General features: G+C 64.2%; 19 protein-coding genes and 1 pseudogene. 6 read left to right on the top strand and 14 right to left on the bottom strand.

All coding sequences use genetic code 11. From position 1 onward, the window contains the following. Nucleotides 1-2 precede the first annotated feature (2 nt). Genes trpS through GC088_RS04020 form a run of 3 tightly spaced genes read right to left on the bottom strand, consistent with a single transcriptional unit; the run spans nt 3 to nt 2,412 of the window. Nucleotides 3-1,046: a tryptophan--tRNA ligase gene (gene trpS, locus GC088_RS04030; RefSeq protein ID WP_323960724.1), complete on the bottom strand. Its 1,044-nt coding sequence runs from the start codon at nt 1,044-1,046 to the stop codon at nt 3-5. Nucleotide 1,047: 1 nt separating this feature from the next. Beyond that, complete coding sequence (locus GC088_RS04025; protein ID WP_323960722.1) at nt 1,048-1,899, bottom strand: exodeoxyribonuclease III; 852 nt, start codon at nt 1,897-1,899, stop codon at nt 1,048-1,050. 21 nt (nt 1,900-1,920) lie between these two features. Then, nucleotides 1,921-2,412: a hypothetical protein gene (locus GC088_RS04020; protein WP_323960720.1), complete on the bottom strand. Its 492-nt coding sequence runs from the start codon at nt 2,410-2,412 to the stop codon at nt 1,921-1,923. A gap of 155 nt (nt 2,413-2,567) precedes the next feature. Here GC088_RS04020 and GC088_RS04015 point away from each other — a divergent pair, with 155 nt between their 5' ends. Together GC088_RS04015 and GC088_RS04010 are read left to right on the top strand one after the other, a co-directional pair. After that, entirely contained in the window at nt 2,568-3,341 is a 774-nt protein-coding gene (locus GC088_RS04015) for a hypothetical protein (protein WP_323960719.1), read from the top strand. 391 nt (nt 3,342-3,732) lie between these two features. Then, on the top strand, nt 3,733-4,059 hold the full coding sequence (locus GC088_RS04010; protein WP_323960717.1) for a sortase domain-containing protein: 327 nt from the start codon (nt 3,733-3,735) through the stop codon (nt 4,057-4,059). Between the two features lie 28 nt (nt 4,060-4,087). On the opposite strand, the gene map is transcribed toward GC088_RS04010, so the two are convergent. From map to glyA, 7 genes are all read right to left on the bottom strand, one after another. After that, nucleotides 4,088-4,864, bottom strand: a complete 777-nt coding sequence (map, locus tag GC088_RS04005; protein ID WP_323960715.1) for a type I methionyl aminopeptidase — start codon at nt 4,862-4,864, stop codon at nt 4,088-4,090. Nucleotides 4,865-4,871: 7 nt separating this feature from the next. Continuing rightward, nucleotides 4,872-5,231 carry a VOC family protein gene (locus GC088_RS04000; RefSeq protein ID WP_323960713.1) on the bottom strand — a complete coding sequence of 120 codons (360 nt, stop codon included), beginning with the start codon at nt 5,229-5,231 and terminating at the stop codon, nt 4,872-4,874. 57 nt (nt 5,232-5,288) lie between these two features. Then, nucleotides 5,289-6,122, bottom strand: coding sequence for an ABC transporter permease (locus GC088_RS03995; protein WP_416377494.1), 834 nt, complete (start codon nt 6,120-6,122; stop codon nt 5,289-5,291). Next, nucleotides 6,119-6,985 carry an ABC transporter permease gene (locus GC088_RS03990; protein WP_323960711.1) on the bottom strand — a complete coding sequence of 289 codons (867 nt, stop codon included), beginning with the start codon at nt 6,983-6,985 and terminating at the stop codon, nt 6,119-6,121. The genes GC088_RS03995 and GC088_RS03990 overlap by 4 nt, the downstream gene beginning before the upstream one ends. A gap of 13 nt (nt 6,986-6,998) precedes the next feature. Next, complete coding sequence (locus GC088_RS03985; RefSeq protein WP_323960709.1) at nt 6,999-7,940, bottom strand: ABC transporter ATP-binding protein; 942 nt, start codon at nt 7,938-7,940, stop codon at nt 6,999-7,001. A 129-nt stretch (nt 7,941-8,069) separates the two neighbouring features. Then, nucleotides 8,070-8,960 (bottom strand): bifunctional methylenetetrahydrofolate dehydrogenase/methenyltetrahydrofolate cyclohydrolase, encoded by an 891-nt coding sequence (locus tag GC088_RS03980; protein WP_323960707.1) that lies wholly within the window; start codon nt 8,958-8,960, stop codon nt 8,070-8,072. Between the two features lie 14 nt (nt 8,961-8,974). Further along, nucleotides 8,975-10,270, bottom strand: a complete 1,296-nt coding sequence (gene glyA / locus GC088_RS03975) for a serine hydroxymethyltransferase (RefSeq protein ID WP_323960706.1) — start codon at nt 10,268-10,270, stop codon at nt 8,975-8,977. Nucleotides 10,271-10,601: 331 nt separating this feature from the next. On the opposite strand from glyA, the gene purU reads away from it, so the two are divergent. From purU to GC088_RS03955, 4 genes are all read left to right on the top strand, one after another. Then, the gene (gene purU / locus GC088_RS03970; RefSeq protein ID WP_323960704.1) at nt 10,602-11,483 is read left to right on the top strand and encodes a formyltetrahydrofolate deformylase; all 882 of its coding nucleotides are present in this window, start codon (nt 10,602-10,604) and stop codon (nt 11,481-11,483) included. Nucleotides 11,484-11,572: 89 nt separating this feature from the next. Next, nucleotides 11,573-11,746 carry a DUF1737 domain-containing protein gene (locus GC088_RS03965; protein WP_323960702.1) on the top strand — a complete coding sequence of 58 codons (174 nt, stop codon included), beginning with the start codon at nt 11,573-11,575 and terminating at the stop codon, nt 11,744-11,746. 63 nt (nt 11,747-11,809) lie between these two features. Next, nucleotides 11,810-12,322 (top strand): gamma carbonic anhydrase family protein, encoded by a 513-nt coding sequence (locus GC088_RS03960; RefSeq protein WP_323960700.1) that lies wholly within the window; start codon nt 11,810-11,812, stop codon nt 12,320-12,322. 43 nt (nt 12,323-12,365) lie between these two features. Further along, complete coding sequence (locus tag GC088_RS03955; protein WP_323960698.1) at nt 12,366-13,454, top strand: Gfo/Idh/MocA family protein; 1,089 nt, start codon at nt 12,366-12,368, stop codon at nt 13,452-13,454. An 11-nt stretch (nt 13,455-13,465) separates the two neighbouring features. Here GC088_RS03955 and GC088_RS03950 read toward each other — a convergent pair. The 4 genes and pseudogenes from GC088_RS03950 to GC088_RS03935 form a co-directional block, all read right to left on the bottom strand. Then, nucleotides 13,466-14,452 (bottom strand): annotated as a pseudogene (locus GC088_RS03950) (bile acid:sodium symporter family protein). 84 nt (nt 14,453-14,536) lie between these two features. Beyond that, a complete protein-coding gene (locus tag GC088_RS03945) occupies nt 14,537-16,822 on the bottom strand; it encodes a beta strand repeat-containing protein (RefSeq protein ID WP_323960696.1) in 2,286 nt (761 codons plus the stop codon). Nucleotides 16,823-16,901: 79 nt separating this feature from the next. Beyond that, a complete protein-coding gene (locus GC088_RS03940; protein WP_323960694.1) occupies nt 16,902-17,990 on the bottom strand; it encodes a hypothetical protein in 1,089 nt (362 codons plus the stop codon). 161 nt (nt 17,991-18,151) lie between these two features. Further along, entirely contained in the window at nt 18,152-20,371 is a 2,220-nt protein-coding gene (locus tag GC088_RS03935; protein ID WP_323960692.1) for an NADP-dependent isocitrate dehydrogenase, read from the bottom strand. Nucleotides 20,372-20,438 lie beyond the last annotated feature (67 nt).

Below are 20,438 nucleotides of genomic sequence, written 5' to 3'. Positions count from 1 at the left end.
TCCTAGAAGGCACCCGCCGTACCGCGGTCCAGTGCGGGAAGGAAGCCTACTTTCGAGAACACATCTGCCAGCGTAGCGGACGCAATCTGACGGGCCTTCTCCGCGCCCACAGCGAGCAGCCGGTCCAGTTCACCCGGATCGCCCAGAAGCTCCAGCGTGCGCTGCCGGATCGGCTCAAGCCGGTCAACGACGACGTCGGCCAGCTCCACCTTGAGGTGGCCGTACATCCGGCCCTCAAAGTGGCCCACGACGTCGGCCATGTCCTTTCCGGTCATGAGCGAATAGATCGACAGCAGGTTGGAGACTCCCGGCTTTCCCTCCCGGTCGAACCGGATCTCCGTGCCGTCGTCCGTGACGGCGGACTTGATCCGCTTCGCCGTCACCTTGGGCTCGTCCATGATGTTGATCAGGCCGGCAGCGGAGCTAGCCGACTTGGACATCTTGGCGGTGGGGTTCTGCAGGTCGTAGATCTTGGCCGACTCCTTCTGGATGAAGGGCTTGGGCACCACGAAGGTTTCACCGAAACGCGTGTTGAACCGCTGTGCAAGGTCGCGGCTCAGTTCGATGTGTTGTCGCTGGTCCTCGCCGACCGGCACGCCCTCGGGCTGGTACAGCAGGATGTCCGCTGCCTGCAGGATCGGGTAGGTGAACAGCCCGACCGACGTGGAGTCGGCCCCCTGCTTGAGGGACTTGTCCTTGAACTGCGTCATGCGGGATGCCTCACCGAAGCCGGTAAGGCAGTTCAGGACCCAGGCCAGCTGGGCGTGTTCCGGAACGTGGGACTGGACGAAAAGCGTACAGCGGTTCACGTCCACGCCGCCGGCAATGTACTGGGCTGCGGTCAGGCGGGTGCGCTCGGCGAGCTCCGCAGGATCCTGCGGAACGGTGATGGCGTGCAGGTCAGGGATGAAGTAGATCGCCTCGTGGGTGTCCTGCATGCGGACCCACTGGATCAGCGCCCCGAGGTAGTTGCCGAGGTGGAGCGAACTGCCGGAAGGCTGCATTCCTGAGAGGACCCGCTGCCGCGGCTGAAGTGGCGAATTCATATTAGTCCTGAGATTCGTGGAGCTTGTAGTCAACAACGAGCGGCGCGTGATCGGAGAACCGTGATTCCCACGACGGCGCCCGGTCGACGACGGCGGATAGGGCTGCTGCTGCCAGCTCGGGAGTGGCCAGTTGGTAGTCAATGCGCCAGCCGGCGTCGTTATCAAAGGCCTTGCCGCGCCACGACCACCAGGTGTAGGGGCCGTCGACATCACCGGCAAGATCGCGGTGAACGTCCACCCAGCCGACGGCGTCGCTGAAGAAGTGGTCGAAGTAGGCCCGCTCTTCCGGAAGGAATCCAGCCTTCTTCAGATTGCCCTTCCAGTTCTTGATGTCCCGTGTGGTGTGGCCGACGTTCAGGTCGCCCACAACAAGAGCATGGTCGCGCGTGCTGCGGAGCTCGGACAGCCGGGAGGACATCAGTTCAAGGAACCGGTACTTGTCCTCCTGCTGCGGCGAACCCGCCTCACCCGAGTGCACGTACGCGCTGACGACGGTCAGTGTGGTCCCGGCAACCTCGAAGTCGGCTTCAACCCAGCGGCCGGCAGTAGCGAAGTACTCATCACCGATGTGCTCGCGGGTTGAGGTGGGCTCCAGGCGGGATGCGACAGCAACGCCGGCCCGCCCCTTGGCAGCCGCCTCGGAATGGAGGATGTACCAGGAGTCGCCCAGCAGGTCCCGGACCACGGTGTCCGGTGCGCGGACTTCCTGAAGGCAAAGGATGTCTACGTCCCGGTCTGCGAGCCATTCCTGCATGCCGCGCCGATATGCGGCCCGGATGCCGTTCACGTTCACAGTGGCAACGCGGAGCGCGTCGGAGGCCTTCTCGCTAATCAGGACTGGTGCCGAACTCACCCGATCAACTCTACCGGAGCGTCACTCGACGACGGTGCCCTCGACGGGGCCCTCGTCCGAATTCTTGATCATCCCGCGCGCATTGTGGGACGTGATTTCGATGGTTTCCAGGGCGCGGTCCACCATGTCCTGGTTCTTCCCGAGATTGTCGCGAATCACACGCGCCTGGACCTGGACGATCTTGAAGCTGTGGTCCAGCTTCTCGTCCCGCATTGCAGACCCGGCACCCGCCGCTCCCCTACCGGCCATTCCGCCGCCGGCGCCGCGGTTGAACTCCTCGATCCGGGCGCTTGCCCTGCGGGCAGCGGACCGGACGGTGAAAACGACGAAGCTGAAGATGAGGAGCCACCCCAGGGAGATGATCACGACGAGCCAACCAACGACGTCGTTCTCATTCGCTGCGAAGACCACGGCAACCAGGAAGATCACCAACATGATGGCCATCCCGACGCCGCCCATACGAAGGCTCAGGCCCTTGCCCGCAGTTTTTCCAGAGGATCCCAGTGATTGCATGCCTCCATTGTCGCAAACCCGGATGCTGCCCCCGCCCGGCTTCCACCAGCGGCGAAAAGAATTTTTAATCTTCCACCCATCCGTGACGCAACCCACATCGAATGAAGGGCATGCGCGCACATCCGGTGCGCACCCATCCGCTCCACGGAGGAATCATGAACAAGAAGGCTCTTCTCGCAGTTCCAACGATCGCCATGGGCATGCTTGCTTTCGGCGGTGCCCCCGCCCTGGCTGACGACCACGCTGCCAGCTACTCCTCGACCCTCGGCCAGCTCAACGGCACCACGGGCTCCGGCTCCATCACCATGGATGTCCAGGGCAATCAGGCCACGGTGAACCTCACGGTCAACGGCCTCGCCGAGACGTTCATGGACGGACCGTACCCCCACGTCCAGCACATCCACGGCGGTGCGCAGGGTGTCTGCCCCACCCCGGAGAATGACGAGAACGGCGACGGAATCGTCAGCGTCAGCGAAGGCGCCGGCGGCTACGGCGGAATCGTGACCACCCTGTCCACGAGCGGCGACACCAGCCCGGCAGCCGGCCTCGACCTCACGCTGGGTGGCCAGGGTGGCTCCTACACCGTCTCGCGTACCTTCGAAGTGAATGCTGACACCAAGGCTGCCCTCGAGGCCGGGACCGCCGTCGTCGTTGTCCACGGACTCGATCCCGCTACGGCCGGCGTGAGCGAGGAAGTCTTCAACTCCCCGAGCGACCTGAACCCCGACCTGCCGCTGGGTGCAACCTCGCCGGCCCTCTGCGGCACGCTGATGGCGTCGCAGATGGGCGCAATGCCTCAGGGCGGTGCCGACACCGGCGTCGAACAGCAGACGGGCTCCAACCTCGGCATGATCGCGCTGGGTGGCGGATTGGTGCTCGCAGCAGCCGCCGGCGGCACTTACGCCGTCCGCCGCGCAACCAGCAAGTAGCAGGAAGCCAGCAGGCACGGATCATCCAACCGATGATCAGTTCCAGCTCCGGCCGCCGCGGAAGCCTCGGTGCTTCTGCGGCGGTCGCCCTGCTTCTTCTGACCGGCTGCGGCAGCGCGACCTCCGCGGGCGATCCTCCCAGCTCGGGCACGACGACGGCGGCCTCTTCGTCCCCATCCGCCTCACCCGCCGCTCCCCCAAGCACTGAAGCATCCACGTCCGCTTCTTCCGAACCAGCTCACGGGCCTGAGCTCCCACCGGTGCTCGAAGCATCAGAGCCCGTCTCCTTCTCGATTCCCGCCATCGGAGCCGGGTCCGACCTACTGTCCCTCGGCCTGCGGGACAACGGCACGCTCGAGGTTCCGCCGGACGGGCCTGGCGCGCCCGCGAGTTGGTACAACCAGTCCCCCACCCCGGCGAGCGTGGACCGGCCGTCCTGCTGGGCCACGTCAACGCGACCGACGGCGGCCCGGGAGTCTTCGCTGACCTGCGCAGCCTCAAATCCGGGGACCGGATCGAGGTTCGAAGGGCGGACGGCACCACCGCGACCTTCGAGATGGTGCGCGGTGAGCAATACCCAAAGGACGCCTTCCCCACCGCGACGGTGTACGGCTACACCGCAGGCTCGGAGCTCCGCCTCATCACCTGCGACGGTTATGACCCGGCAACCGGTCTGTTCGATGACAACTACGTCGTCTTTGCGAAGCTCATCCCGTGAGCGGGAGCAGAGTGCTCGCGGCCGCCGGTCAGGAACCGTCGGCGACAGTCAGGATCTCCGGGCCGGACTCAGTTATCGCAACAGTGTGCTCGGAGTGCGCAGCACGCTGACCGTTGGCGCTGCGAAGTGTCCACCCATCGCGATCGATAACCAGCTTGTCCGTGCCTGACATCACCCAGGGCTCAATCGCCAGCAGGAGTCCGGGCTGCAGCACATAGCCTCTTCCCGAACGGCCGATATTGGCGACGTGGGGCCCCTGGTGCATGGTGCTGCCCACGCCATGCCCGCCGAACTCGGTGTTCACCCGGTACCCCGCCGACGTCAGGACGGAACCGATGGCGTACGAGATGTCGCCGGTCCGCCTGCCGGGCTGGGCTGCTTCAATTCCGGCAGCGAGCGCAGCGCGGGTAGCGTCGATCAGGTGCTGGTCCCTGGGATCCGCCGACTTCCCTACCGTGAAGCTGACTGCGGAATCAGCCACCCACCCCCGAAGGGCAACGGCGAAGTCCAGGCTCAGAAGGTCCCCTTCCTGCAGCACGTAATCATGGGGCAGGCCGTGAAGCACTGCGTCGTTGACGGAGGTGCAGATGACCTTGCCGAATGGACCCCGTCCGAAGGACGGCGCATAGTCGACGTAGCAGGAGGTGGCTCCTGCTGCCCTGATCATCTCCCGTGCCCAGGCATCGATCTCCAGCAGGTTTGTTCCGGGCACGGTTCGGCGCTGAAGCTCCCGCAGCGTTGCAGCAACGAACCGACCGGCCGGTCGGGCTGCCTCGACCTCACCCGGCGTCAGTATCTCAATCAAGCCCGGTTCACCACGAGACGAGACAGAACGGGTGGCCTGCGGGGTCCAGGTAGACACGGAAGGTCTCCGTATCGGAGTCAAGGCTCGTGGCCCCCAGGGCCAACACCTTCTGTTCCGCGACGTCGAGATCATCAACGCGGATGTCGAGGTGAACCTGCTGGGGAATTTCCTGTCCCGGCCACTTGGGCGGTGTGTAGTCCTCCACCTGTTGGAAGGCGAGCGCCGGGCGGTCCGGAGCGTCACCGATGGTGATCCACCCGTTGTCATCGTGCTGGACCCGGATCATGCCCAGCATGTCCTCATAGAAGGATGCCAACTTGTCAGTATCCGGGCAGTCGAAGACGGTGGCGTGCCATTTTCCGATCACGGTTTCAACTCCGTTCGTTGTGTCAATTATGTCTGCATCGGGTCTATGTCAGGTCGGTTACTTCAGGAACAGCTTGCGCAGGCGCAGTGTGGTCAGCACCATACCGACAACGATCATGACGAGGTAGTAGGTGATGTGGACGGCCGTCGCAGGAGTGAAGATCCCGACGCTGATCTGCCTCAGCAGTTCAACGCCGTGCCAGAGTGGAAGCGCCTGGATCAGCCACTGGATCGGTTCCGGGTACACGCTGAGGGGGTAGAAGGTTGCGGAGAACAGGAACATCGGCAGCATGATGAAGTTGATCCAGTCCATTTGCTGGAAGGTCTTCATGAAGCTCGTGATTCCCATGCCGAACGACGCGAAGCCGAACGCGATCAGCACCGACGCGGGAACCATCAGCAGGGCCCATGGCGTGGTGATCAACCCCATCATTCCCATCACCGCGGTAAAGCCGGTGGCGTACATTGCTCCGCGCAGCAGCGCCAGGAAGATCTCGCCGATGGCCACGTCCAGCGGACCAAGGGAAGTGTAGAGCATCCCCTGGTAGAGCTTTGCGAAGTTCATCTTGAAGAACACGTTCCAGGTGGAGTCGTAGACCGCACCGTTCATGGCCGAGACCGCGAGCAGCGCCGGCGCTATGTAGGCCGCATAGCTGATCTCCTGCCCGCCGGGCCCGACGACGGCGCCCACCAGCGAGCCGAGGCCCACTCCCATGGAGATGAGGTAGAGCACCGGCTCGAAGAAGCCGGAAACCATGACCATCCAGTTGCTGCTCTTGGTAGCCTGCAGCCCGCGGCTGATGACCGCCCTCGCGTTGCGTGCGTAGAGGGCGCTGAAGGGTCGGTCCTTGACCGTGATGGTGTAGTCCTGTTCGGTCAGCACGTTGCTCACTGGCCCAACCTCCGCTCATACTGGCGCCGCGCCAGTACCCAGCCGACAAGCGCCAGCGCCACCAGGTACAGCACATGCACGATCGAGAGCCACAGGGGCTCGCTGTAGCCGTAGGTCAGCGCCCGTCCGAGCTCGGTTCCGTGCCAGAGGGGCGAAATCCAACCGATCCACTGCAGCCCGATCGGCAGCGATGTCAGTGGGAAGAACGTTCCCGAGAATAGGAACAGCGGCGTAACGATGAACCGCATTACCAGCGCGAACTGCCCCTTGTCCTCCGTGATGCTGGCCGAATATGCCATCAGCGGCAGGCCGAAGGACAGGCCGCACAGCACCGCTACGAGAACTGCGAGCGATCCCCAGGCGGACGGCGAGGCGCCGAATGCCGCCACGATCGCGAAGTAGATCACCGACATCAGGAACAGGCGGAGCGACACCGCAATGATGTAACCGTTGACGATCTGGTGCACTGCAAGCGGCGAGGCATGCGGACCGTAGTAGACCCGGCGCCATTTGAAGCCGTCCATCACGGGGTAGGTAAACTCCGTGGCCGCGGTCATGATGGTCGCTGACGAGAGCAGGGCCGGCGCGATGAAGGCGAGGTAACTGACGCCGCCGAAGGCTGCATCGGCGCTGTTGCTGTCCACCAGGGTGGCGAGGCCAACGCCCATCGCAAAGAGGTACATGACCGGGTTGCCGACGCTGTAGGCGATCAGGGTCCAGCGGTAGCCGTTCATCACCCGAAGGGCATGCTCCGCGTAGTACCAGGAGCCGAACTTGCGGGCGCGCTCCGCCGACACGATCGGCGAGTGGGCCGCGAGGGAGGGCGCCGCCGTCGTTGACTGGGTTGCGGCATGGTTTGCCATGCCTGTTCTCTCGCTAGTCAATGAGGCTCCTACCCGTCAGGCGCAGGAAAACATCCTCGAGTGAGGACCGGCGCACCAGGGACGTGATGGGATGCAGCCCGCGGGCGGTGACCTGCTCAAGGGCGGATTCGCCGTCGTCGGTGTAGATCAGGACGCGGTCAGGCAGCGGCTCGAGGCGCTCACCGATCCCCTCAAGTTCGGCAGCGACGGTTGCGTTGCGCTCGGACCCGAAGCGCAACTCAAGAACTTCCCGCGTTGAATGCTCGCGTATGAGCGCGGCCGGAGATCCCTCCGCCATGATCTGTCCCTTGTCGACGACGACGAGGCGGTCGCACAACTGCTCTGCCTCGTCCATGTAGTGGGTAGTGAGGATCAGGGTAACGCCCGACTCCTTCAGACGGAACAGACGGTCCCACAGGATGTGCCGCGCCTGCGGGTCAAGGCCCGTGGTGGGCTCGTCCAGGAGGAGGATCTTGGGTTCGTTGATCAGCGAACGGGCGATGGTCAGGCGGCGCTTCATGCCGCCGGACAGAGCGTCCACCTTGGACTTTGCCTTGTCCGTCAGCTGCGCGAATTCGAGCAGCTCATCGGCCTTCGGCTTCAGATAGCTCATCGGCAGGCCAAAGTAACGTCCGTACACCAGGAGGTTGTCGCGGACGCGGAGTTCCTCGTCAAGGTTGTCCTGCTGGGGCACCACGCCCAGGTGCGCCCGCACCTCCGGACCGTGCTGCTCCGGGTCCAGCCCCATGATGGTCAGCTTCCCGGAGGTCCGTTGCGAGACCCCGCCGATCATCTTCATGGTGGTTGATTTGCCTGCACCATTGGGACCGAGCAACCCGAACGATTCTCCCGCCGGCACATCGAAGGAAATGTTGTCGACGGCGGCGAAATCGCCATAGTGCTTCGTCAGGCGTTCGGCAGAGATGACGTAGGGAGAATTGGTTTGGTTGGGCACCAGATCAGACTAGACGCAAAATGCGATTGGGGAAAGCCAATCGCACACCAACAAAACCAATAGAAGAGGACGGCCCACCGCCCCAAGGGGCGGCGGGCCGCAGACACTTCCGTCAGGCAGACACGCTCGTCAGGCGCTGGTGTCCGCCTGGCGCTCTGCTGCCTCAACCACGTTGGCCAGCAGCATTGCGCGGGTCATCGGACCTACTCCGCCGGGGTTCGGCGAGAGCCAGTCGGCAACGTCGGCCACGTCGTCCGCCACATCTCCGGTCAGCGTTGCCTTGCCGGTGTCCGGATCGATAACGCGGGTGACGCCGACGTCCAGCACGATGGCACCCGGCTTCAGGTGCTCGGCGGTGATCATGTTGGGCATTCCTGCAGCAGCAACGACGACGTCGGCCTCACTCAGGTGCCGGGGCAGATCCACGGTTCCGGTATGTGCGAGGGTGACGGTTGCGCTGATGGCGCGACGCGTCAGCAGGAGACCCAGCGGCCGCCCGACAGTGACACCGCGGCCGACCACAAGGACGTTCTTGCCCTTGAGGTGGATGCCGTGGCGCAGCAGCAGCTCGACGATTCCGTTCGGGGTGCACGGCAGCGGCGAATACATCCGGCCGTTGACGTTGAGAACCAGCTTCCCGAGGTTGGTCGGGTGCAGTCCGTCCGCATCCTTGCCTGGCGCCATGCGCTCGAGGATGGCGTTCGCGTCGATGTGTGCCGGCAGCGGCAGCTGAACGATGTAGCCCGTGGTGGCTTCGTCGTCGTTCAGTTCATCGATGACCTTCTCGAGGTCTTCCTGCGTGATGTCGCCGGGAAGGTCCCGGCGGATCGAGTTGATGCCCACCTGCTCGCAATCGCGGTGCTTGCCCGCCACGTAGGAGCGGCTGCCCGGATCATCCCCGACCAGCACCGTGCCCAGACCCGGAGTCACGCCCCGGGCCTTGAGCGCATTCACGCGCTCCGCCAGCTCGCCGCGGATCGCTGCGGCTGTTGCCTTGCCATCAAGTATCTGTGCGCTCATCGGCCGCGTAGCCCCTACCATTCCTCGTGGCCGGGGTAGAGGGGGAAGTCGGCGGCGAGGCGGGACACGCGCCCGCGCAGCACCTCGATGTCTGCGCCCGGCTTGAGCACCGCCGCGATGATTTCCCCAACCTCGGTGAACTCGGTGGCACCGAAGCCGCGGGTGGCAAGAGCCGGGGTACCAATGCGCAGGCCGGAGGTGACCATCGGCGGGCGGGGGTCGTTCGGCACAGCGTTGCGGTTGACGGTGATACCCACGGAGTGCAGAAGGTCCTCTGCCTGCTGACCGTCCAGCTGCGAGTTGCGCAGGTCGACGAGGACCAGGTGGACGTCCGTACCGCCGGTGAGAACCGATACCCCGTGCTCGGTGACGTCGTTGCCCATGAGCCGCTCGGCGATAATGCGGGCACCCTCCAGGACGCGCTCCTGGCGCTCCTTGAACTCCGCGGAGCCGGCGATCTTGAAGGCCGTGGCCTTGGCGGCGATGACGTGCATGAGGGGGCCGCCCTGCTGCCCCGGGAACACGCTCGAGTTCAGCTTCTTGGCCCACTCCTCCTTGGCGAGGATCACGCCGGAGCGCGGACCGGACAGGGTCTTGTGAACCGTGGAGGTGACGACGTCGGAGTGCGGCACCGGGCTGGGGTGCAGCCCTGCGGCGACGAGGCCGGCGAAGTGCGCCATGTCCGTCCAGAGGAGGGCGCCGACCTCATCGGCGATGGAGCGGAATGCCGCGAAATCGAGGTGGCGGGGGTACGCGGACCAACCGGCGATTATCACCTGCGGCTTCTCGGCCAGCGCCTGCTCCCGGACGCGCTCCATGTCCAGGCGGTGGGTGTCCGCTTCAACACCGTATGCCACGACCTCGTAGAGCTTGCCCGAGAAGTTCAGCTTCATGCCGTGCGTGAGGTGACCGCCGTGCGCCAGCGAGAGACCCATGATCTTGTCCCCGGGCTTGATCATTGCGGCGAGCGCTGCGGCGTTGGCCTGCGCGCCGGAGTGGGGCTGGACGTTGGCGTACTCGGCGTCGAACAGGGCCTTGACCCGCTCGATGGCCAGGCTCTCCGCAACGTCAACGTGCTCGCAACCGCCGTAGTAGCGGCGACCGGGATAACCCTCTGCGTACTTGTTGGTGAGCACGGATCCCTGTGCTTCCAGGACCGCGCGGGGGGCAAAGTTTTCCGAGGCGATCATCTCGAGGGTGTCGCGCTGACGGGACAGTTCGTTCTCGAGGACCGCGGCGATTTCCGGGTCAACCTCGGACAGCGGTGAGTTGGTGACGGACTGGGCCACGGAGGAGGAGGGTGAGGTCACGGGAGGCTCCTGTTATGAGGGGGCTTTCTACAGTCAGGCTACCTGCTGACCCTGACGCTTCCGAAGTTCGGAAGCCGGGCATGGCAGGGAAAAACTTGACCCAGGGCCCAGGCGTGCGATCCGTGGTCGGCGCTGCGCGCCGCCGTCGTAATGGTTCATACAGAACCCGACGGCGCATGCCGCTTCCTGGTGGTTGCCCACCTAACGCCAGTTGCGACCGTCCCAGTGTAGCCGCAGCCCTGCCCGGCACCGGGCCTCTGTGTCGGATGGTGACGCCGGCCTCCCACCCGGCAGCGCGGTCGGCCTCTCCCGGGCCGGTACCCTTGGATGCGTGACTCAAGGTGTACCGGCCGGTGAAACCGGCAATGCGACGTCGTCGTTCATTTTGACCCTCTCCTGTGCGGACCGGCCCGGAATTGTTCACGCTGTCTCCGGTGCGCTGGTTGCAGCGGCGTGCAACATCACTGAATCGCAGCAGTACGGGAGCCCGGACACCGGGACGTTCTTCATGCGCGTAGCAATCACCACCGAGTCGTCGAGGGCGGCCGTGATCGCGCATCTGGTACCCGTCGCGGAGGCCTTCGGCATGACCTGGAACCTCCATACCGAGGGGACGCCCGCCCGCACGCTGATCATGGCGTCCAAGTCGGCGCACTGCCTCAATGATCTCCTGTTCCAGCAGCGGGCCGGGATGCTGCCGATCGAGGTGCCGGTTATCGTGTCCAACCACACCGACCTGGCGGACCTCGCCGCGTTCTACGGAGTGCCGTTCCATCACATCCCGGTGACCGCGGACAGCAAGGCAGCTGCTGAGGAGCAGCTCCTGAAGCTGGTCGAAGAGCACAGCATTGAGCTCGTGGTGCTGGCCCGGTACATGCAGGTTCTCAGCGACAATCTGTGCTCGCAGCTGATCGGTCGGGCGATCAACATCCACCACTCGTTCCTGCCGTCATTCAAGGGGGCCCGCCCCTATCACCAGGCCCACGCCCGCGGAGTGAAGCTGATCGGAGCCACCGCCCACTACGTGACGCCGGCCCTGGACGAGGGTCCGATCATCGAGCAGGAAGTGCTCCGCGTGGACCACGCCCGGACTGCGCCGCAACTGGTGGCCATGGGCGCCGACGTCGAGAGTCGCACCCTGGCACAGGCGGTCAAGTGGCACGCCGAGCATCGGGTGCTGCTTGACGGAACCCGGACCGTTGTCTTCAACTGACTTGTCTTCGACTGTTTGGCGTCAACTGATTTGGCTTCAACTGACCCCTATTAATACCAATCCGATGCGCCGGATGAATTGGAGTACTCATGGCTGACGAAGCTCCCCTGCGATACCGCGTCCTCACCGGACCTGATGACAAGGCTTTCTGCGCGCGCGTCAGTGAGGCGCTGGAAAGCGGATATCGATTGCACGGGTCCCCGTCAGTGACTTACAACGGCGACCGCGTCATCGTTGCCCAGGCGGTTGTGCTGGAGGACTGACCCTTCACTCCGGAGCGACCGTGGCCCGGCTTGCCGGATCGCGGCGCCGGTACGCTGAAGCCCATGGGACACATCATCGACTTCGGCGGGCACACGCCAGTTCTGCCCGATTCCGTCTTTGTGGCGCCGACGGCGTCGATCATCGGCAATGCCACCTTCGGCGAGCAGTCAAGCGCGTTCTACGGCGTGACCGTCCGGGCCGACACCTCGTCCATCTCCGTGGGTGAAGGCACCAATCTCCAGGACAATGTCGTAGTGCACGCCGATCCGGGGTACCCCGCCGTCATCGGTGATCGGGTCAGCGTAGGCCACGGCGCCGTCGTGCACGGCTGCACGGTCGCCGACGACTGCCTGATCGGAATGGGCGCCACCGTCCTCAACGGTGCCTCCATCGGTGAGGGATCGCTCGTCGCGGCGGGCGCCGTCGTGCTTGAGGGGATGCAGGTTCCGCCCGGTTCCCTGGTTGCGGGCGTTCCGGCCAAGGTGCGCCGCGAGCTCACGGAAGACGAGCGGCAGGGCGTGCGCGACAACGCTGCCCGCTACCGGGAACTGGCCGCAAGGCATAGCGCTATTTGAACGATTGGTGGACTCGCCGGCTTCCTTCGGAAAGTATGTAGGAATGACTTCGAGCCTCCGATTCCCGCTGCCTCCTTGCGCTGAGCCCGGCGCCCCCTCCCCCTTCTCCGGAACCGGGAAGCCGTTGCGGTGGGGTGTCGTCGCAACGGGCAGGATTGCGGGCAAGGTGACGGAGGATCTCGCGCGGCTCGACGACGCGGTGCTGCAGGCGGTGAGCTCCCGCACCGAGGAGCGTGCGCGCGCCTTCGCGAAGACCTTCGGGTTTGCGACCGCCCATTACGACGACGGCTCCTCCCGCGGCTTCGAACTGCTGGCACAGGACCCCGAGGTGGATGTGGTGTACGTGGCCACTCCCCACGGCCAGCATTACGAGGCGTGCAAGGCCCTGCTCTCGGCCGGAAAGCATGTGCTGTGCGAGAAGGCGTTCACGGTCAACGCCCGCGAGGCTGAGGAACTGATTAACCTGGCCCGCGAGAAGGGCGTGTTCCTGATGGAAGCGGTCTGGACGCGCTTCCTGCCCAGCGTGAATCGTGCGTGGGACATCATTCACTCTGGTGAACTGGGCGATATCCGGTGGGTGCAGGCCGACCTCGGCTTCCCCGCCGCCTACGACCCCGCTGCCCGCCTCTGGGACCCCATGGCGGGAGGCGGAGCGCTCCTCGACCTCACGGTCTACCCCGCCACCTGGGCGCTCGGGTCACTGGGATTCCCCACATCGGTGGCTGCCGAAGGCTTCCTGAACGTCGACGGCGTCGACTCACAGAACTCGTTGACCCTCACCTACGCAAGCGGCGCGCAGGCGCAACTGTCGTCGTCGTTGGTGGCGTCCGGGCCGTGCCAGGCAACCGTGGCCGGCACCGAGGGCTGGCTCAGGACTTCCGCGCCGCTACACAATCCCCTCGAGCTCTACGTGCACCCGCACGGCGAGGAGCCACGGGTTGAGCAGTTCGAGCAGGCGGGCAACGGGTACTCCTACGAGCTGCGCGAGGTGACGCGCTGCATCCAGGCGGGGCTCCTGGAGAGCCCCACCATGCCCCTGCAGCACACCCTCGACACCATGCGCATGTTCGACGGCGTACGCGCACAGCTTGGCCTGCGCTACGCGAACGACAACCACGGCGCAGGCGTCTGACGAGGAGACGCTTAGGAGACGATCGCCTTTTCAGGCGTTCCGAGCTCATCCTGCAGGCCCCGACGACGCCAATATGCTGCCAGAAGTGCCCCGGAGACGTTGTGCCAGACCGAGAAGATAGCTGCCGGCAGCGCTGACTCAGGCGTGAGGTGGGTTCGGGCAAGTCCTGCCGCCAGTCCGGAATTCTGCATTCCAACCTCGACGGCGGTGGTGCGCCGTGCGCGGATTGGGAGCTTGAAGAGCCGCGCCGCGGCGTAGCCGAGCCCGTAGCCGAGGCCATTGTGCAGCACCACGGCCAGCAGAACCAGAAGGCCGGCGGAGAAGATCGCTTCCGCGCTCTGTCCCACTACGGCCATGACCACGAGGGTGATGGCAGCCACCGAGATCCAGGGCAGCACCGGCAGAGCCAACTCGACCAATCGCGGCAGCAGAAGCCGCACGGCAAGACCCAGCGCGACCGGGATCAGCACAATCTGGACGATCGACCATGCCATCGAACCGGCGTCGACCGGTAGGTACTGCCCGGCGAGCCAGAGTGTCAGCAACGGCGTGAAGATCGGTGCGAGCAACGTTGACACTGTGGTCATGGCCACCGAGAGCGCCACATCACCCTTGGCCAGGTAGGAAACAACGTTGGACGCCGTGCCACCCGGGCAACAGCCCACCAGGATGACGCCTGCCGCGAGGGCGGCCGGCAGTCCCAGCGCCAAAGCTACGAGCAGACCCAGCATCGGCATCACCACGTACTAAGCTACGACGCCGATCACTACAGGAATCGGACGCCTCGCGATAACGGCGAAATCCGGCAGCGTGAGCGTCAACCCCATGCCGAACATAATCACCCCCAGAAGCGGATTGATTGCCGGAGCGAGCCCAGTGAAGGCATTTGGCATGAACAGGGCAAGCGCGCCACCGCCCAGGACTAACAGGGGAAAAAGCGTGACAGCGATCCGGGCGTTGCGTTCTTCGGCCGATGCAGCGGGCTGGTGCGAGTTCATGCTTCAACGAGTAGCACGAGCACATCATCCCGCTGCATGCGACCGGAGATTGTTACGTGAGGCACCTACTTCGAGGGGCCCTGCTCACTTCCCTTCCCGAGCGTGAACACGTGCACGGCGTGTTCGCGGGAGCGTCAGCGCAAGTCCTCCGGCCAGGAGGAGCGCGGTGGCCAGTACGAGGAGCGGAAGGAGCGAGTCCGACCCAGTGGAAGCAAGCATTCCAGCTTCGGCTGCACCACTAGCTAAGTCTCGATCAGAAGCACCACTGGGTGCGGCTGCTCCTGTTACTGCTCCCCTGCTTGCAACTGTGATCACGGCGTCTGCGTTGCCTGTTGCGGCTCCGTTGACGTTCCCCGAAGCATCAGCTCCGTTGGCTCCAGCACCCGAATCAGCTTCAGCGCCTGCGTTAGGGCCTTCAGCACCGGCGTCAGGGCCTTCAGCACCAGCGTCCGGGCCATCAGCACCAGCGTCCGGGCCATCAGCACCAGCGTCCGGGCCATCAGCACCAGCACCCGGGCCATCAGCACCAGCGTCCGGGCCATCAGCACCGGCGTCAGGGCCTTCAGGCGTTTCATCGCCAGGGGTACCCGGGGTCAAGGGATCACCGGGCTCTGCCGGTGCATCGGGTGCGTTAGGAGTTTCGCCAGGGGTCTCACCGACAGCACCGGAATCGGAACCACTGGTCGAGGAATCACCGATCACCGAAATCGCGTTCCCACCAACATTCACCGGTGCAGCGGCATCCACATCACCAACAACGTTCCCGATGAGACCACCATCGGCAGCCCCTTCGGAACCGGTACCGGCATCACCCGAAGTACCACCGGTAGCACCGGAATCGGAACCACTGGTCGAGGAATCACCAATCACCGAAATCGCGTTCCCACCAACATTCACCGGTGCAGCGGCATCCACATCACCAACAACGTTCCCGATGAGACCACCATCGGCAGCCCCTTCGGAACCGGTACCGGCATCACCCGAAGTACCACCGGTAGCACCGGAATCGGAACCACTGGTCGAGGAATCACCAATCACCGAGATCGCGTTCCCACCAACATTCACCGGCGCAGCGGCATCCACATCACCAACAACGTTCCCGATGAGACCACCATCGGCAGCCCCTTCGGAACCGGTACCGGCATCACCCGAAGTACCACCGGTCGCACCGGAATCGGAACCACTGGTCGAGGAATCACCGATCACCGAGATCGCGTTCCCACCAACATTCACCGGCGCAGCGGCATCCACATCACCAACAACGTTCCCGATGAGACCACCGTCGGCAGCCCCTTCGGAACCGGTACCGGCATCACCCGAAGTACCACCGGTAGCACCGGAATCGGAACCACTGGTCGAGGAATCACCGATCACCGAGATCGCGTTCCCACCAACATTCACCGGCGCAGCAGCATCCACATCACCAACAACGTTCCCGATGAGACCACCGTCGGCAGCCCCTTCGGAACCGGTACCGGCATCACCCGAAGTACCACCGGTAGCACCGGAATCGGAACCACTGGTCGAGGAATCACCAATCACCGAGATCGCGTTCCCACCAACATTCACCGGCGCAGCGGCATCCACATCACCAACAACGTTCCCGATGAGACCACCGTCGGCAGCCCCTTCGGAACCGGTACCGGCATCACCGGAGGTGCCACCGGTAGCACCGGAATCGGAACCACTGGTCGAGGAATCACCGATCACCGAGATCGCGTTCCCACCAACATTCACCGGCGCAGCGGCATCCACATCACCAACAACGTTCCCGATGAGACCACCGTCGGCAGCCCCTTCGGAACCGGTACCGGCATCACCCGAAGTACCACCGGTAGCACCGGAATCGGAACCACTGGTCGAGGAATCACCGATCACCGAGATCGCGTTCCCACCAACATTCACCGGCGCAGCGGCATCCACGTCCCCGGTGACATCACCGACAACACTTGCTAGGTCGCTGTTCGTCCCAGTGACCGGTGCGCCCGCGTCCAGGGAGACCTCCGCCGTACCAGCAACAGTGCCGCTCGTGGTCGAACCACCAATCACCGAGATCGCATTGCCATCGACGTTCACTGGCACCGCGGCCTCTACTGCGGCCGTTACGTTCCCAACGAGGGAGCCTGCACTGTTATCCGGGATGGCAACTTGCCCATCAGTGCTGGCGGTAGCATCCGCAGAAGGCGCGGAGCTGTCGGTCGCAGTGTCTCCAAGTACCGATACTGAGTTGCCGCTGACATTCACGGGCGCAGCGACACCGCCCAGAATTTCGATGCCGGACTCGTCAGCCGAGGCTGCTCCGGCGCCGAGAACAAGGATGCCCCCGGCCAAGAGGAATACCTTGATTCCCCGATTGATGCAGGTATGCATTTGAATTCTCCTGATTGAGGAAGGGGTGACGCGTGCGCGTCACAAGGACTCTCGCTGTCTTCAGGCAGCAGAAGTCCCCTCAATCAGGAGTGGAACCGAGATCGAAAGCTGGTTCGAGCGGCAGATCAACATGGTCGGCCGCCACCTGGCCTGCCGACGAAGAAGCATCGAGGCTGAGGAAGCCAGAGACGTCGGCGGCGAGTACACCGCTTCCTGCTCCGGCTGAGATCGAAGCTGCGGCCCCTGCGTCCGCCCCGACGAACGAGCTGTGCGAAGAGCCTATGCTGGTCAACCCGTCAAGAACGATAAAGGGCGTTTCGGGGAGCGCGTAGTACCCGCCCGCGGCCACGGATGCGAAACCGGTGGTAATGACCGCGGGCTCGACTGGCGAAGTCGCCGCAGCTGTCGACGGCTTACCGCGTACATCCTGGCTGAGCGCCTTGACTGATTCCGTCGCCTCCGCGGCAGTACGCGGAGCCGTCGACGAAGCCTCAGAAGCACCCACTTCAACTAGCTCCAGGACAGCTGGAGCCGGGTCGGTTACCTGATCTGGAGCGGGTTGCACCACTGGCTTTACGACGGGCGACACGACCTCGATAACTGGATCGGTGACGGGCCGCACGGTGTCCACAACTGGTTTCACGACAGGCGATACGGCCTCCACCGCGGGATCCACGACTTCGACGACCGGGACAACCGCCTCGACGACTGGAGCAATAGCCTTCTCCCCAGTCGAGGTCACCGGAGCGACCGCCGTGTCGACGTGTACCAGCACAGGATGCGTGACCGACGTTGCGGTGTCCGCTAGAACCAGGTCCCTAACCAAGGGCACTTCAGTCACGACGCCGTCAATCACCCCGGTTGCGGGGGCGGCAGTTTTTGCGAGGCTAACCTGGCCAACAACATCCGGGATGTCAGCGACTACATCGGAAGCGGGCAGTAAAACGCTTGAGGAGTGTGCGGGAGCAACCAGCTCGTCCACGGTAGAAGCCACGGGAGCGGTCGTGGTCTCAACGACTGAATCAACGGTTCCAAGCAGACCGAGACCGCCGCCGTCGTCGGCCGTTGCAGCACCGGCAGACAGCGCCAACCAACCCAGGGCGCCACCGACACTCACAAGAGATACACGCAAGGCGGCAACAGCAGATCGGCGAATGCGCCAAGTCATCTGGTTCCACCCCCATTGCGGATCAGTTTCTCGGGATTAAGGGAAGCATGCTTGCTAACCGTATGTAAACACCTGTGACAAAAGTTACTGATGGGGTGACCGAGAAAGCGGAAGGCCCCCGACCACGCAACCGCAGTCGGGGGCCTTCCGGCAAGCAAGCACTAGCTCAGGGAGGACAGAACCTCGTTGAGCTTTGACGAGGGGCGCATGACGGAGACAACCTTCTCGATGTCCGGACGGTAGTACCCGCCAATGTCTACGGGCGAGCCCTGAACAGCGAGCAGCTCTGACACGATCGCGTCTTCATTGGACGTCAGCTGCTCGGCAATCTGGGAGAATGCGGAAGCAAGGTCTGCATCGTCCGTCTGCTTTGCCAGCTCCTGTGCCCAGAACTTGGCCAGGTAGAAGTGGCTGCCGCGGTTGTCGATCTCGCCAACCTTCCGGCTTGGAGACTTGTTCTCGAGCAGGAACGTAGCCGTTGCCCGGTCAAGGGTGTCCGCGAGGACCTGCGCACGCGCGTTCCCCGTGGTGGTTGCGAGGTGCTCGAAGCTCACCGCGAGAGCGAGGAATTCACCCAGGCTGTCCCAGCGGAGGTGATTCTCGCGGACCAGCTGCTGCACATGCTTGGGTGCGGAGCCGCCGGCACCGGTCTCGAACAGGCCGCCACCGTTGATCAGCGGAACGATCGAGAGCATCTTGGCGCTGGTGCCCAGCTCGAGGATCGGGAACAGGTCGGTCAGGTAGTCGCGCAGCACGTTGCCGGTCACCGAGATGGTGTCCTCGCCACGGCGGATCCGCTCAAGCGTGAACGCCGTTGCCTTCACTGGCGAGAGGATCTCGATCTGCAGGCCCTCGGTGTCGTGCTCCTGCAGGTACTCGCGGACCTTTGCGATCAGGTTGGCATCGTGCGCGCGGTCTTCGTCGAGCCAGAACACGGCCGGCGTCGCGGAGGCACGGGCGCGCGTTACCGCCAGCTTCACCCAGTCGCGGATCGCGATGTCCTTGGTCTGGCAGGCGCGCCAGATGTCGCCGGGCTGCACGTCGTGCTCGATCAGGACCTTGCCCGAACCGTCCACTACCTGCACCGTGCCGGCGGAGGCGATCTCGAAGGTCTTGTTGTGGCTGCCGTACTCTTCGGCGGCCTGGGCCATGAGGCCGACGTTGGGAACCGTTCCCATGGTGGTGGGATCGAAGGCGCCGTTCGCGCGGCAGTCATCGATCACCACCTGGTAAATGCCCGCGTAGGAGCTATCCGGAAGGACAGCCAGCGTGTCGGCTTCCTCACCGTCCGGCCCCCACATGTGGCCGGAGGTACGGATCATGGCAGGCATGGATGCATCAACGATGACGTCGCTCGGGACGTGGAGGTTGGTGATTCCCTTGTCGGAGTCCACCATCGCAAGGCGGGGTCCATCTTCGAGCCCCTTGCGGATCGCAGCCTCAACGTCGCCGCGGACGTCTTCCGGAAGCTTCTCAAGTCCGCCGAGGATTGAACCAAGGCCGTTGTTCGGGTTAAGCCCGGCTGCTTCGAGCTGCTCGCCATAGGTGTCGAAGACCCCGGGTAGGAACGCACGGACGATGTGGCCGAAGATGATCGGGTCGGACACCTTCATCATGGTTGCCTTCAGATGTGCGGAGAACAGCACTCCCTCAGCCTTGGCCCGTGCCACCTGCGCCGCAAGGAATTCGTCCAGCGCAGCTGCCCGCATGACCGTGCCGTCGATGACCTCGCCGGCCAGCACGGGGAAGGCGTCCTTGAGCACGGTGACCGTTCCGTCCTGTGCCACATGCTGAATGGTCAGCGAGTCGTCGGCCTGCATGACCAGCGACTTCTCGTTGGAGCGGAAGTCGCCGTCACTCATGGTCGCGACGTTGGTCTTCGAATCCGCGGTCCAGGCACCCATCGAGTGCGGGTTCTTCCGCGCGTAATTCTTCACGGACTGGGGCGCGCGGCGGTCGGAGTTACCCTCGCGGAGAACGGGGTTTACGGCCGACCCCTTGACCTTGTCGTAACGGGCCCGGATCTCGGTTTCCTCGTCGGTTGACGGATTGTCCGGGTAGTCCGGCAGCGCGTAGCCCTGCGACTGCAGTTCCGCGATAGCGGCCTTCAGCTGGGGCACCGACGCGCTGATATTCGGGAGCTTGATGATGTTGGCTTCCGGCTTGGTGGCCAGCTCGCCCAGCTCAGCGAGCGCATCGCCGATGCGCTGATCTTCGGGCAGGCGGTCACCGAAGACGGCGATGATGCGGCCCGCCAACGAGATGTCTCGGGTCTCCACCTCCACGCCCGCGGTCGACGCGAATGCCTCGACGATCGGCAGGAACGAATATGTGGCCAGCATGGGCGCTTCGTCGGTATGGGTGTAGATGATCTTGGACATGGTCAGGCGTCTCCCTGGGGGTCAACTCGAAGTGGAAACTGCTGGTGCTGTGGGTATCTAACCTACC

The organism is Arthrobacter sp. JZ12, from assembly GCF_035189165.1.
In the GTDB taxonomy this organism is placed as follows: domain Bacteria; phylum Actinomycetota; class Actinomycetes; order Actinomycetales; family Micrococcaceae; genus Arthrobacter_D.
This window is presented reverse-complemented; position numbering and strand designations above follow the sequence as displayed.

What these genes read in the sequence shown, in the direction of transcription:
- GC088_RS03935 (WP_323960692.1), bottom strand. Translation starts at nt 20,371, where the DNA reads ATGTCCAAGATCATCTACACCCATACCGACGAAGCGCCCATGCTGGCC.
- GC088_RS03955 (WP_323960698.1), top strand. Translation starts at nt 12,366, where the DNA reads ATGACTTCGAGCCTCCGATTCCCGCTGCCTCCTTGCGCTGAGCCCGGC.
- GC088_RS03980 (WP_323960707.1), bottom strand. Translation starts at nt 8,960, where the DNA reads ATGAGCGCACAGATACTTGATGGCAAGGCAACAGCCGCAGCGATCCGC.
- GC088_RS03945 (WP_323960696.1), bottom strand. Translation starts at nt 16,822, where the DNA reads ATGCATACCTGCATCAATCGGGGAATCAAGGTATTCCTCTTGGCCGGG.
- GC088_RS03940 (WP_323960694.1), bottom strand. Translation starts at nt 17,990, where the DNA reads ATGACTTGGCGCATTCGCCGATCTGCTGTTGCCGCCTTGCGTGTATCT.
- GC088_RS04020 (WP_323960720.1), bottom strand. Translation starts at nt 2,412, where the DNA reads ATGCAATCACTGGGATCCTCTGGAAAAACTGCGGGCAAGGGCCTGAGC.
- GC088_RS03960 (WP_323960700.1), top strand. Translation starts at nt 11,810, where the DNA reads ATGGGACACATCATCGACTTCGGCGGGCACACGCCAGTTCTGCCCGAT.
- GC088_RS03990 (WP_323960711.1), bottom strand. Translation starts at nt 6,985, where the DNA reads ATGGCAAACCATGCCGCAACCCAGTCAACGACGGCGGCGCCCTCCCTC.
- GC088_RS04015 (WP_323960719.1), top strand. Translation starts at nt 2,568, where the DNA reads ATGAACAAGAAGGCTCTTCTCGCAGTTCCAACGATCGCCATGGGCATG.
- trpS (WP_323960724.1), bottom strand. Translation starts at nt 1,046, where the DNA reads ATGAATTCGCCACTTCAGCCGCGGCAGCGGGTCCTCTCAGGAATGCAG.
- GC088_RS03965 (WP_323960702.1), top strand. Translation starts at nt 11,573, where the DNA reads ATGGCTGACGAAGCTCCCCTGCGATACCGCGTCCTCACCGGACCTGAT.